We start from the raw sequence: 12,934 nt of genomic DNA, 5'->3' as shown, positions 1-12,934 counted from the left end.
ATGGTACTGCACTCGACAGGGTGTGGGAGAGTAGGACACCGCCGGAACATCCTTCACGAAAGGCCCTCGACACCGTCGAGGGCCTTTCGTCGTTTTACCGAGCGAACCGTGTGTTTCGCAGCACGATCGCAGGGAAATACAAGCGTACGCAGCGTGCGGTCGGGATCATGGATGGCGGGGAGGCCGTCTCACGCGAGCAACGGAGGTATGTATGGTCGTCGCGACGACGCCGGATCGCCCGGCGCCGGTCGAGCCCGCCACATCGGCGCAAGCGCGTTGGTGGCGGCCGAGGCTTCCCGCGACGGCGGCGTACTTGGCGGGGCTGATCATCGTCTCGGCGATCTTCTCGGCCCTGAGCGACTCCGCGCAGACCAGGATGGTGCTGCACGCGAGCACGAATCTGCACAACCTGTTGAGCGGCCGGTTGGGAACGCTGCTCGCGAGCGCGTTCGTGATCGGTGACGCCGTCGGGTCGTGGGTCATCATCCCCTTGCTCGCCTGTCTGCTCGCCCTCGCCGAGCTGCGCTTCGGCGCGCTGAGACTGGTGCGAGTGTTCCTGGTCGGCCACGTCGGCGCCACCTTGCTCGTCGCAGCGGGCCTGTGGGTGGGTGTAAGAGCCGGGTGGGTCCCCGCGAGCATCCGCTGGGCCGAGGACGTCGGTGTCAGCTACGGGGCCATGGCGCTGATCGGCGCGCTCGTCGCCGCGATGCCGTACCGATGGCGCATCGCCTGGTCGACGGTGTGGTTCATCGTCGCGGTCGAGGGCGTGCTGATCGGACAGACCTTCACCCAGGCCGGGCACCTGGTGGCGCTCGCGATCGGCACGGCGGTCGGATTCTTCATGATCTGGTCCAGGACGACCATCCGGCGACGGCTCACCCGGATCGAGGGCGCCTTGCTCGCCGCGAGCGCGGTGCTGGCGGCGATTCTGCTCATGGGCTGACGGCAGCCGCGGTAGGGCGCTCGCCTACAGTGCTTGGGTGCGCCTAGTGATTGCTCGCTGTCAGGTCGACTACGTAGGGCGACTCACCGCCCATCTTCCGATGGCCCGAAGGCTACTGCTGATGAAAGCGGACGGCTCGGTGCTCGTGCACTCCGACGGCGGCTCGTACAAGCCGCTGAATTGGATGAGCCCGCCCTGCCGGCTGGACGAACGCAACGGTGACGCGCAGCTACCGGACGGTGCGAAGGCGCTGTGGGTCGTCACCAACAAGGCCGGCGAGGAACTTCGCATCACCATCGAGGACATCGAGCACGACTCCTCCCACGAACTCGGCGTCGACCCGGGCCTGGTGAAGGACGGGGTGGAAGCCCACCTCCAAGAGCTGCTGGCCGAGCACGTGCACACGCTCGGCGCCGGGTTCACGCTCATCCGCCGCGAGTACATGACCGCGATCGGCCCGGTGGACCTGCTGTGCCGGGATGCCGACGGCAGCACGGTGGCGGTGGAGATCAAACGGCGCGGCGAGATCGACGGCGTCGAGCAGCTCACCCGCTACCTGGAGCTGCTGAACCGGGATCCGTTGCTGGCTCCGGTCGCGGGCGTCTTCGCCGCGCAGCAGATCAAGCCGCAGGCGCGCACGCTCGCCGAGGACCGCGGCATCCGCTGCCTCACACTCGATTACGACGCCCTGCGTGGCACGGAGAGCAGCGAATTCCGCTTGTTCTGAACTCAGGGCAGTGCGGGGTGCACACGGGCGAGTAATACCCTTGTCGCATGCCTCGCCGGAAACCGCGTTCGGATCGCTACGCCGAGCGCTCGCGGGCCGGTGGCGCACCACTGGGAGACGTCTTCGGACGGACCGAGGCCGGTCCGGACGGTGCGGAGACATATGTGGTGCGCACCATTCCTGGCGCCCGCGCGATCAAGACCTATCGCTGCCCCGGCTGTGACCACGAGATTCCACCAGGGGTCGCCCACATCGTCGCATGGCCCGCGTACGGCGGCGAAGACGACCGCAGGCATTGGCACAGTGGGTGCTGGAGCGGGCGACAGACACGCCGGATCACTCGTCGGTGGTCCTGACGCCGCGTCGCGGAGGCATCGTCGCGGGCGACGTGCGGTCGAGTAGGTCGGCACCGGATGGACGAGGCCAGCCAATTGCGGGAGGACCTGCGCGTGGTTCGACCAGCCGTGGTGTCCGGAAAGCTGGACGGTGAACACCTGGCGACGATTGCGACGGCAGGTGGGCGATCTCGCCGCGACTCGTCGGCTTCGGGCGCCTCGCGCTTCTCCTCGGTCGCCGGGGAGCGAGCGGACGTTTCCGGGCGAGATCGAATCGGTCCGCCGGTATGGCGCGCGTTCGTCGATGTCCTTGCGGCGTAGAGCCGCCGGGTGCGGAATTAGGGAAGGCCGCCCCGGTGCGGAGCGGCCTTCGGTGATTTCGGTTGAGATTCGCTGCTGTCGCCGTTTGCTCCGACGTCAGTTGCTGATGTCGGCGCTCTCGCGCTCGTCCGAGTCGATGTCCTCGTCCTCGGTCGCGACCTCGGGGATCGCCTTCTGGCGGGAGCCGGTGACCGACTTGGTGTTGCCGCCGATCGACTTGCGCTGATCCGGAACACCGTCCAGCAGTTCGCTTTCCCGGTTGACCGCGGCGAGCATCGCGGGCACCGAGTCGAGCTGACCGCGGATACCGAGCAGCTGGGCGAGCACGCGGCCGCGCAGCACACGCATCTCCTCGGCCAGTTCCTTCGCGTGCGCGATCTTGCGCTCGGAGGTCTGAGTGGCGGAGGTGATGAGGCGGTTGGCCTCGTCGGTCGCGTCCTTGATCCGCTGGGCGGCCTCGGCGCGGCTGGTGGCTTCCAGCTCCTCCATGGCGCGAGTGAGCTTGGTGCGACGCTCGGCCATGGTGGCCTCGAAGTCCTGCTGGGTGGCCTTGCGCTTCGCGTCGGCTTCCTTCGCGATGCGGTCGGCCTCGGCCTGGGCGGCCTCGATGATCTTGGCGGACTCGGTGCGTGCGTTCGCGAGGGTCTGCTCGAATTCGATTTCGAGCGCCTCGCGCTTCTCCTTGGTCTCCGCGAGCAGCGACTCGTACTTGCCACGCATCTCGGTGGCCTGCTGCTCGGCGATCGACACCATCTCCGCGGCCTCGGCCTGGGCCAGCGCACGGACCTCGGACGCCTCGTCGGAGGCGAGCCGCAGCATTCGGGAAATGCGGTCGGACATACCTTCCGCGGTGGTCGGCGGCACCGAGAGTCGGTCGACCTCCTTACGGAGTTCGTCGATCTCGTCGCGCGCGTCTTCCAGCTGGCTGGCGAGGTTACGTGCTTGTGCCGCAGCCGCATCGCGGTCGGTGGCGGTGACTCTCAGTTCCGCGTCGAAGCGGTCGAAGTAATTACGCACCTCGTCTTGCGCATAACCCTTGCGCACAACGGTGAAGGGCAGTGCAACGAAGCGATTGCGATCGGACTCGGGTGACGACATGGCACACAAACTACAGCCTGAAGACAGCCGATGGTGACTCGACTGCGAATGTCATTCCAACGAGTTTTCCCGACCTGACGGCGATACTAGTGCGTAACATTCGCGTTCGGTTCGACCAACTCGATCAGCACACCTCCAGCATCCTTCGGGTGGATGAAATTGATGCGGGAATCAGCCGTTCCGTGCCGTGGGGCCTCGTACAGCAAACGCAGACCCTTGGCGCGCAGGTGCGCGGAGACGGCCTCGATGTCGGTGACCCGGTAGGCCAGTTGCTGCAAGCCGGGGCCGTTACGGTCGATGAACTTCGCGATGGTCGACTCCGCGTTGAGCGGAGCCAGCAACTGCAGGGCAGTGGCCCGGTCCGGTGCGCCCGGCAGCGACAGCATCGCCTCGTGCACGCCCTGGGCCTCGTTGACCTCACGGTGGGTCTCGATCATGCCGAGGTTCTCGGCGTACCAGGCGACCGCGGTGTCCAGGTCGGGCACCGCGATGCCGACGTGGTCGACCGCGGTGACGTAGTCCGCTGGGATGAAAGACGACTGTTCGATAACGTTGCTCACCATTCGAAAGTAGCGCGACCTGGCACGGGCCGCGCGGGGCGCACCCGCTACCGTTGAGTAGAACACCTGCTCTCGTGGCGCCCCGGTGCGGGCGCGAGCAGGTCCGATCTACGAATGCGAGGCTCGTCGTGACCACTTCCGTGATCGTCTCCGGTGCGCGTACCCCGGTCGGCAAGCTGCTCGGAGGTCTGAAGGACTTCAGCGGTTCCGATCTGGGCGGGTTCGCGATCAAGGCGGCGCTGGAGAAGGGCGGTGTCGCGCCCGACCAGGTCGACTACGTCATCATGGGCCAGGTGCTCACCGCGGGCGCGGGGCAGATCCCGGCCCGGCAGGCGGCGGTGGCCGCGGGCATCCCGATGGACGTGCCAGCCGTGACGCTGAACAAGGTCTGCCTTTCCGGCATCAACGCGATCGCCCTCGCCGACCAGCTGATCCGCGCGGGCGAGTACGAGATCGTCGTCGCGGGCGGCCAGGAGTCCATGAGCCAGGCGCCGCACCTGTTGGAGAAGAGCAGGGAGGGCTTCAAGTACGGCGATGTGACCCTGCGCGACCACATGGCCTACGACGGCCTGCACGACATCTTCACCGATCAGGCCATGGGCGCGCTCACCGAGCAGCGCAACGAGACCGACCGGATCAGCCGGGAGGACCAGGACGCGTTCGCGGCGGCTTCGCACCAGCGGGCGGCGGCGGCGTGGAAGAACGGCGTCTTCGACGACGAGGTGGTCCCGGTCGCGGTGCCGCAGCGCAAGGGCGACCCCGTGCTGGTGACCACCGACGAGGGCGTTCGCGCCGACACCACCGTGGAGTCGCTGGCCAAGCTGCGTCCGGCGTTCCGCAAGGACGGCACCATCACCGCGGGCACCGCGTCGCAGATCTCCGACGGCGCCGCCGCGGTCGTGGTGATGAGCAAGGAGAAGGCGCAGTCGCTGGGGCTGAGCTGGATCGCCGAGATCGGCGCCGCCGGCGTGGTCGCCGGTCCGGACTCGACCCTGCAGGACCAGCCCGCCAACGCGATCGCCAAAGCCTGCGCTCGCGAGGGCATCTCGCCCGCCGACCTGGACCTGGTGGAGATCAACGAGGCGTTCGCCGCGGTCGGTGTCGCGTCCACCCGCAAGCTGGGCATCGATCCCGAGAAGGTGAACGTCAACGGTGGTGCGATCGCCATCGGCCACCCGCTGGGCATGTCCGGCGCCCGCATCCTGCTGCACCTGGTGCTCGAGCTGAAGCGCCGCGGCGGTGGCGTCGGCGCGGCCGCGCTCTGCGGCGGCGGCGGGCAAGGTGACGCGCTGATCGTCCGCGTCTGATGTTCGCGGGGTGACACCCCGCGCGGAGGAATCGACCGATGGCCGTCCCGAGTGGGCGGCCATCGGTCGTTGCGCCGATTCGCATACGGCGAGATTCGCGAGCGGCGCACAGCTGTGGCGGATCGGTTCAAATTTCGTGCGAAGCGAGATCCCCGCATGTCGGTTCGTGGCCTGGCTCGTGCCGATTGGCGACCGAGTCGGCAAGGAGAAGCCGGCCGGCGGTGGTTGCCCCATCTCACGCGCAGTTGGCCCGCGGTTCCGAGGGCCATCGCTCGACGCCCCGATACCGGCCCAGCGAACAAGTTCTTCTCGCGAAGCGAGGAGCACGTTCCGTTCGCGGCCGGCTCGCATTCGCGCTGACGCTGCGTGGCGATGAAGGAGCAAGCAGCCGAGGCCGCAACATGCAGTGTGCGCTGGCCATGAACACGCGAGGGGCGATGGAGAGCCGCCGGTTCGCGGGCTGTGTGTCGTGCGTTCGCATGCCGACGCGCCCGGCTCACCTCAACCCCGGGTTTCGAGCGAAGCGAGACCGAGCATGTTCCGTTCGCGGCCCGGCTCGCGTCCGAGCGGCCGCCGCGTCCGCGACGCAGTCGCCAGCGGCGGTCGCTCGGACGCGAGCCACAAAGGGGCCGCGAACACCCAGCGCCGCAGGCGCTGGAAATTAGACACAGCTCACTACGACAGTGTGTAGTGCATCCGGCACAATGGGCGCATGGGCAATGTCTTCGACCTGAGCACGGTGGCCAAGCGGTTTCGATTCGTCGCGGTGCTGGAGGCGATCTCCTGGTTTCTGCTGATCATCGGGATGGTGTTCAAGCGGATCCCCGAGCCGGTGCTGTGGCCGGTCAAGGTGTTCGGCATGACGCACGGCATCGTGTTCGTGCTGTTCGTGATCACCGCGATCGTCGCCGCGCGCGAGCTGGGCTGGAGTGCCAAGACGACCGTTCTCGCGCTGCTGTCGAGCATCCCGCCGTTCTGCACGGTGCTGTTCGAGGTGTGGGCGGTGCGCTCGGGGCAGTTGGGTGAGCTGAGCAACGCCGGTTCGGCCGAGTCCGGGGCACCCGCATCCGCCACGTCGTGACAAACTGGAAGTCGTGAATCGACCAGCCGCACGCCGTCCTTCGCCCGCTGTCGCCGCCGCCATGTCCGGCGCGGTCGATCTGTCCAGCCTGAAGCAGCCCGCGGCAAGCGCGGGCGGTGCGACAGGCGGCGACCACGCGGTGTCGGAGGCGGATTTCGAGACCAAGGTCCTGCGCCGTTCCATGCAGGTGCCCGTGGTGGTCGTGCTGTATTCGCAGCGCAGTCCGGGCAGCGTCGAACTGGTGCGGACGCTGGAGCATCTGGTGGCCGCCGACGGCGGTACCTGGGACCTGGCCACAGTCGAAGCCGAGGCCAATATGCGGATCGCGCAGGCGCTGCGGGTGCAGGGCATCCCGACGGTCATCGCGATCGCGGCCGGGCAGCCGCTGGCCGATTTCGAGGGCGCGCAACCGGAGCCGCAGGTGCGGCAGTGGCTGAACGCGGTGGTCGACGCGGTCGCAGGCAAGCTGGAAGGTGGCGAGCAGCCACAGGAGCCCGCCGAGGACCCGCGTTTCGCGGCGGCCGAGGCGGCGCTGGAGCAGGGTGACCTGGCCGGCGCCGAGGCCGCCTACCAAGCGATCATCGACGCCGAGCCCGCGAACGAGGAGGCCAAGGGCGCGCTGCGCCAGCTCCGCTTCCTCGCCCGGGCACAGGAACTGCCGGAGTCGGCCATCGCGGATGCCGACGCCGACCCGTCGAACGTCGACGCCGCGATCCAGGCCGCCGATCTCGAGTTGTTCCAGCAGCGGCCCGACGCGGCTTTCGATCGGTTGATCGCCGTCGTCAAGCGCACCTCCGGTGACGATCGCACCAAGGCGCGGACCCGCCTGCTCGAGCTGTTCGAGCTGTTCGACCAGGCCGAGCCGTTCGTCGTGGCCGCGCGCCGCAAGCTGGCCGCAGCGCTGTACTGAGTTCACCGCGCGACGTGGTCGCGAACCGGATCGCCGCGCAGCCTGCGGTCCGGTCTAGACCGGACGCAGCCAGACCGCGCTGTGCGGCGCGAGCGTCACGGCGGCCGAGGCGGGACGGTCGTGCCACGGCTCGTCGGTCGCCAGCACCTCGCCCAGGTTGCCGAGGCCGGAGCCGCCGTAGCTCTCCGCGTCGGTGTTGAGGATCTCCAGCCAGCGGCCCCGGTGCGGCAGGCCGACCCGGTACGCGTCGTGCGTCGCCCCGGAGAAGTTGTAGACGCAGGCGAGGACGGAGCCGTCGGAGCCGTAGCGCAGGAACGCCAGCACGTTGTTCGTCGGGTCGTTCGCCTCGATCCAGGCGTAGCCGCCCGGGGCGGTGTCCTGGCTCCACAGCGCGGGGTCGGCGCGGTAGACCGCGTTCAGGTCGCGCACCAGCGCGGTGATGCCCTGGTGCAGCGGGTTGTCCCGTTCGTGCCAGTCCAGGCCGCGATCGTGCGACCACTCCTGGACCTGGCCGAAGTCCTGGCCCATGAACAGCAGTTGTTTACCCGGGTGGGCCCACATATAGGCCAGCAGCGATCGCACGCCCGCGGCCTTGGCGAAATCGTCGCCGGGCATCCTGGTCCAGAGCGTGCCTTTGCCGTGCACCACCTCGTCATGGCTGATCGGCAGCACGTAGTTCTCGCTCCAGGCGTAGACCAGCGAGAAGGTGATCTCGTCGTGGTGCCAGGAGCGGTGCACCGGGTCGCGGCCGAGGAACCCGAGGGTGTCGTGCATCCAGCCCATGTTCCACTTCATGGTGAAACCGAGACCACCGACGTCGGTCCCGCGGGTGACGCCGGGCCAGGTGGTGGACTCCTCGGCGATCGTCACGACGCCGGGGTGGTGCCGATGCAGGGTTTCGTTGAGGTCCTGCAGGAAGTCGACGGCCTCCAGGTTCTCCCGGCCGCCGTGCACGTTGGGCTCCCACTGACCTTCGGCGCGCGAGTAGTCGAGGTAGAGCATGGAGGCGACCGCGTCGACGCGCAGGCCGTCGATGTGGAATTGCTCGATCCAGTAGCGCGCGTTGGCGATGAGGAAGTTGCGCACCTCGTGCCTGCCGAAATCGAACACGTAGGTGCCCCAGTCGAGTTGCTCGCCCCGGCGCGGGTCGGCGTGCTCGTAGAGCGGTGTGCCGTCGAAGCGGGCCAGCGCCCATTCGTCGCGCGGGAAGTGCGCCGGGACCCAGTCCAGCAGGACGCCGATATCCGCCGCGTGCATGCGGTCGACGAACGCGCGGAAGTCGTCGGGGGAGCCGAAACGTGCCGTGGGCGCGTAGTAGGAGGTGACCTGATATCCCCAGGAGCCGCCGAACGGATGCTCGGCGATGGGGAGCAACTCGATATGGGTGTATCCGGTCGCTCGCACGTACTCGGCGAGCTGCTCGGCCAGTTCGCGGTAACCGAGGCCAGGGCGCCACGAGCCGAGATGCACCTCGTAGACGCTCATCGGGGCGCGGGTGGGGTCGGTGGCGGCGCGCCGCTCGAGCCACGCGCGGTCGTGCCACGCGTGGTGGCTTTCGGTGACCACCGACGCGGTCGCCGGAGGGTGTTCGGTGGCGAAGGCGAGCGGGTCGGCGTGATCGACGGTCCGCCCGTCGGCGCCGTGCACGCGGTATTTGTACTTGGCGCCAGGCTCGACACCAGGGACGAAGACTTCCCAGATACCGGACGAGCCCAGCGCGCGCATCGGCGCGGTGTTACCGCTCCAGCCGTCGAAGTCGCCGAACACGGTGACGCCGCGCGCGTTCGGCGCCCACACCGCGAACGACGTGCCCGTGACCTCACCGTCGAGGGTGGTGTAGCGGCGCGGGTGCGCGCCGAGCACCTCCCACAGGCGCTCGTGACGTCCTTCGCCGATCAGGTGCAGGTCGAGTTCGCCGAGTGTGGGCAGGAAGCGGTAGCCGTCGGCGCTGATGATCGTCTGGCCGCCGGGATAGGTCGTCACGACGCGATAGTCCATGATCTCCGGGTACGGCAGCACCGCGGCGAATACGCCGTGATCCAGGGACTTCAGCGCGTGATCGACGCCGCCGACCCGCACCGACACGGTCTGCGCGTGCGGGCGCAGCACCCGCACCGCCGTGCCGTCGGGATGGGTATGCGCGCCGAGCACGGTGTGCGGGTCGGGATGGGTGCCCGCCGCGAGCAGCATGAGATCGCGCCGTTTCATCGCAAGGTCCTGCGGTAGGCCAGCTCGGTGCGAGCCTGCTGCGACACCGGGGGCAGCGCGATGATGTGCGCGACGGTATGCGCTGGGTCCAGCCGCACGTAATTGGTCTGGGCCCAGTGGTATTCCTCGCCGCTGACCTCGTCGTACACCACCGGATGGTCGTGCCACTCGCGGCCGATCGCGGGCAGATCGAGCGAGAGCATGCCCCACTCGGCGCCGTAGGGGTTGAGATTCACCACGACCAGCACGGCGTCGCCGCCGACGGGGTCGATCTTGGAGTAGGCGAGCAGCGCGTCGTTGTCCACGTGATGGAAATGCAGGCAGCGCAGCTGTTGCAAGGCGGGGTGCGCCCGGCGGATCTCGTTGAGCCGGGTGAGCCACGGCTCCAGTGATTCTCCGCGCGCGAGCGCCTCGGCGAAGGGGCGCGGGCGCAGTTCGTACTTCTCCGAGTCGAGGTACTCCTCGCTGTCGGGGCGCACCGCCTGATGCTCGAACAGTTCGAAGCCGGAGTAGACGCCCCAGGTGGGGGCGAGGGTGGCGGCCAGGACGGCGCGGATGGCGAACATCCCCGGTCCGCCGTGCTGGAGGCTCTCGTGCAGGATGTCCGGGGTGTTGACGAAGAGGTTCGGACGGGCCTCGTCGGCCTTCGCGGCCAATTCGTTGCCGAACTCGGTGAGTTCCCACTTGGCCACCCGCCAGGTGAAATACGTGTAGGACTGGCTGAACCCGCGCCGGGCGAGTCCGTAGAGCCGGGCGGGGCGGGTGAACGCCTCGGACAGGAAGATGACGTCCGGGTCGGTGCGCCACACGTTGCCGATCAGCCACTCCCAGAAATCGGCGGGCTTGGTGTGCGGGTTGTCGACGCGGAAGATCCTGACGCCCAAGTCGATCCAGTGCCGGACCACCCGCAGCACCTCGGCGTAGAGGCCGTCGGGATCGTTGTCGAAATTGACCGGGTAGATGTCCTGGTACTTCTTCGGCGGGTTCTCCGCGTAGGCGATGGTTCCGTCGGGCAGCGTGGTGAACCACTCCGGGTGCGCCTGCACCCAGGGATGATCGGGCGCGCACTGCAAGGCGAGGTCGAGCGCCACCTCGAGGCCGAGTTCGCGGGCCGCCGCGACGAATTCGGCGAAATCGTCTTCGGTGCCCAGATCCGGATGCACGGCATCGTGACCGCCGTGCTCGGAGCCGATGGCCCACGGCGAGCCGACGTCGCCCGGCTCGGCGGTGAGCGCGTTGTTGCGGCCCTTGCGGTTGATTTCGCCGATGGGGTGGATGGGTGGCAGGTACACCACGTCGAAACCCATGGCCGCGATGCGCGGAAGTTCCTTCGCCGCCGTGGCGAAGGTGCCGTGCACGGGTTTGCCGGTGGCGTCGCGGCCGCCGGTCGAGCGTGGGAAGAACTCGTACCAGGAGCCGTAGAGCGCGCGGTGCCGCTCGACCTGGACGATGTGCTGCGGCCCCCGGGTGACCAGGTCGCGCAGCGGCGTTGCGCGCAGGATCTCGGCGACCTCCTCGGTGAAGGCCGGTGCCACCCGAGCGGGCAGTTGGTCGTCGCCGCGCAGCGCCGCCGCGACCGCGCGTAAGCGCTGGAATTGCTTCTTGGGTACGGCCTGGGCAGCGCGATCGAACAGGCGGGCGCCCAATTCGAGGTCGTTGGCCAGATCGGCGGCGCTCTGCCCGACCGCCAGCTTCGCCTCGATCGCCGAGCGCCAGGTCGCGATCGGATCGCTCCAGCCTTCGATCCGGTAGGTCCACACTCCAGGAGTGTTGGGGGTGAAGGTCGCGTTGAAGACGTCGGGCTCGTAGTCCGGCGTCATGCGGAGGCGGGAGGGCCGCGAGGCGCCGGGGCCGCGGACGACGAGTGTGGCGGCGACGGCGTCGTGCCCTTCTCGCCACACCACGGTGCGCACCGGGAATACTTCGCCGACCACCGCCTTGGCGGGCCGGCCGCCGGGGATGGACGGTGCAGTGTCATCGATAGCGATGCGGCCGGTCACGGGACCCAACCTACCGGTAACCGGTCCTCCGGACGGGATCGGCGATCTTTTCGTGCCCCGTCCCGGCCGCCGCGGCGGCGGCTGATCCGGCTGTCGCGGTCAGCGCGCGTCGGCGGCGAGACCGAGGCCGAGCGCGACCAGGACCGCGCCGAGCGCGCGTTCGACCCGCTGCCGGATCCCGGTGCGGCGCAGCCACGCGCCCGCGCGGTCGGCGGCCAGGACCACGCCGACGCACCACGCGGTGTCGAGCACCAACTGGATCAGCGCCAGGATCACCACGGTCGGCAGCACCGGACCGTCGGACGGAAGGAATTGCGGAAGGATCGTCAACCCGAAGACGGCCGCCTTGGGATTGGCCGCGATCGATACCAGCGAGGCGCGGAAGGCGGCGGCGGGTGTGCGACCGGCGGGGAGCATCTTCGTCATCGCACTGCCGAACTCGTCGCCACCGCGCGCACCCCGCCACGCCTGCACGCCGAGCCAGATCAGCACGAGCGCGCCGACCACGTGCACCGCCGTGTTCACGGCTCGGTTCGCGACGAGCAGGACCGACAGCCCGGCCCCACCCGCCAGCGTCCAGCCGAGCACGCCGATCTCGTTTCCGGCCACCGCCGCCAGGCCCGCGGCGCGACCGTCACGCACCGCGCGCTGGAGGAACAACGCGGTCGCCGGGCCCGGCAGGACGGCGAGAAGCAGGCAGGCCGTCAGGAATTGCGGAAGAACGTCGACCCAGTGCGGCATCAGCCGATGCTGTCACTTCGGCTTCCGTCGGGCCACGAATTTTCCGCGTGTGCGCGTACATTCCGGCAATTCCGAGGTGCCCGGGTGGCCGCGGCCGGAGAGCGCCGCGCTGGTGGCCACCCGGGCGCTCACCTGACTGCCGGGAGTCGCGCTTACGGCATGACCATGCAGGCGAAGCCGAGATTCACGCCGTTGCCCACCGTCATCACCGGTGAGGTCCAAGCGGGACCGGTGCCCTGCACCGCGGAGATCGTGTGTTGCCCGGTCGCGTCGGGCATCCAGACGGTGGTCGCCTGGTTGCCGACCACCGGCGCGGGATTCGGGGAGAACGTGCCCGCGGCGTTGTCGGTGAACTGGACGGTCTCGGACGAAGGAATGTTGTCCACCGTGGCCGTCACCCGGTACTGGCAGTTGGTCCCGTAGTTCCCGAAACCGAGGGTCATTCCTTGGGCCGGGCTCGCCGTCGCCGTCGTGACCGCCGCCCCGGCGGTGGGCGCGACGAGAACGAATGCCGCCGCGAGAGCTCCGAACCCCGTGAGCGCTGCTCCAGTGCGCGACCAGCGCCGATCGCGGGCGCGATTTGGGTGTGCTGTCATCCACATCTCGATCACTCCCGTACTGATTTCGGTTGGTGCGGCCGGTTGGTCCGCACAGCTTGTGGGTTTGCCCGGCGTTCTCGGGTTCACAAGCGAGTGCGGGTCTC

Annotated in this window: 12 protein-coding genes; 6 read left to right on the top strand and 6 right to left on the bottom strand. The window is 68.8% G+C overall.

All coding sequences use genetic code 11. The features are described 5' to 3' along the window. The first annotated feature begins 211 nt into the window (after nucleotides 1-211). From ACZ6DL_RS28870 to ACZ6DL_RS28860, 3 genes are read left to right on the top strand one after another with little or no spacing between them, the layout of a single operon-like run. Nucleotides 212-943 carry a rhomboid-like protein gene (locus ACZ6DL_RS28870; RefSeq protein WP_466055783.1) on the top strand — a complete coding sequence of 244 codons (732 nt, stop codon included), beginning with the start codon at nucleotides 212-214 and terminating at the stop codon, nucleotides 941-943. Nucleotides 944-980: 37 nt separating this feature from the next. Next, complete coding sequence (gene nucS, locus ACZ6DL_RS28865) at nucleotides 981-1,670, top strand: endonuclease NucS (protein WP_466055781.1); 690 nt, start codon at nucleotides 981-983, stop codon at nucleotides 1,668-1,670. Between the two features lie 47 nt (nucleotides 1,671-1,717). Next, entirely contained in the window at nucleotides 1,718-2,026 is a 309-nt protein-coding gene (locus ACZ6DL_RS28860) for an ATP/GTP-binding protein (RefSeq protein ID WP_466055779.1), read from the top strand. Nucleotides 2,027-2,422: 396 nt separating this feature from the next. On the opposite strand, the gene ACZ6DL_RS28855 is transcribed toward ACZ6DL_RS28860, so the two are convergent. Both ACZ6DL_RS28855 and mce read right to left on the bottom strand, forming a co-directional pair. Continuing rightward, nucleotides 2,423-3,424, bottom strand: coding sequence for a coiled-coil domain-containing protein (locus ACZ6DL_RS28855; RefSeq protein WP_062971743.1), 1,002 nt, complete (start codon nucleotides 3,422-3,424; stop codon nucleotides 2,423-2,425). Between the two features lie 86 nt (nucleotides 3,425-3,510). After that, nucleotides 3,511-3,984 carry a methylmalonyl-CoA epimerase gene (mce, locus tag ACZ6DL_RS28850; RefSeq protein ID WP_309247347.1) on the bottom strand — a complete coding sequence of 158 codons (474 nt, stop codon included), beginning with the start codon at nucleotides 3,982-3,984 and terminating at the stop codon, nucleotides 3,511-3,513. A 128-nt stretch (nucleotides 3,985-4,112) separates the two neighbouring features. Between mce and ACZ6DL_RS28845 the strand changes: the two genes are divergently transcribed. From ACZ6DL_RS28845 to ACZ6DL_RS28835, 3 genes are all read left to right on the top strand, one after another. Next, on the top strand, nucleotides 4,113-5,291 hold the full coding sequence (locus ACZ6DL_RS28845; protein WP_466055777.1) for an acetyl-CoA C-acetyltransferase: 1,179 nt from the start codon (nucleotides 4,113-4,115) through the stop codon (nucleotides 5,289-5,291). A gap of 712 nt (nucleotides 5,292-6,003) precedes the next feature. Then, on the top strand, nucleotides 6,004-6,372 hold the full coding sequence (locus tag ACZ6DL_RS28840; RefSeq protein WP_062971737.1) for a DUF3817 domain-containing protein: 369 nt from the start codon (nucleotides 6,004-6,006) through the stop codon (nucleotides 6,370-6,372). Between the two features lie 61 nt (nucleotides 6,373-6,433). After that, nucleotides 6,434-7,282 (top strand): tetratricopeptide repeat protein, encoded by an 849-nt coding sequence (locus ACZ6DL_RS28835; RefSeq protein WP_466055798.1) that lies wholly within the window; start codon nucleotides 6,434-6,436, stop codon nucleotides 7,280-7,282. Between the two features lie 54 nt (nucleotides 7,283-7,336). Here the strand turns inward: ACZ6DL_RS28835 and glgB are convergent, their stop codons facing one another. The 4 genes from glgB to ACZ6DL_RS28815 all read right to left on the bottom strand — a co-directional run bounded on the left by glgB (nucleotide 7,337) and on the right by ACZ6DL_RS28815 (nucleotide 12,827). Continuing rightward, nucleotides 7,337-9,490: a 1,4-alpha-glucan branching protein GlgB gene (gene glgB, locus ACZ6DL_RS28830; RefSeq protein WP_466055775.1), complete on the bottom strand. Its 2,154-nt coding sequence runs from the start codon at nucleotides 9,488-9,490 to the stop codon at nucleotides 7,337-7,339. Further along, nucleotides 9,487-11,490 (bottom strand): alpha-1,4-glucan--maltose-1-phosphate maltosyltransferase, encoded by a 2,004-nt coding sequence (locus tag ACZ6DL_RS28825; protein WP_466055773.1) that lies wholly within the window; start codon nucleotides 11,488-11,490, stop codon nucleotides 9,487-9,489. Before ACZ6DL_RS28825 ends, glgB begins: the two co-directional genes overlap by 4 nt. 99 nt (nucleotides 11,491-11,589) lie before the next feature. Further along, entirely contained in the window at nucleotides 11,590-12,231 is a 642-nt protein-coding gene (locus ACZ6DL_RS28820) for a LysE family translocator (protein WP_466055771.1), read from the bottom strand. Nucleotides 12,232-12,383: 152 nt separating this feature from the next. After that, nucleotides 12,384-12,827, bottom strand: coding sequence for a hypothetical protein (locus ACZ6DL_RS28815; protein ID WP_466055769.1), 444 nt, complete (start codon nucleotides 12,825-12,827; stop codon nucleotides 12,384-12,386). Between the last annotated feature and the right edge of the window lie 107 nt (nucleotides 12,828-12,934).

This window comes from Nocardia sp. NPDC041819 (assembly GCF_055590505.1).
Note: the sequence above shows the minus strand (reverse complement) of the source record. Positions and strands in the feature narration are given on the sequence as shown.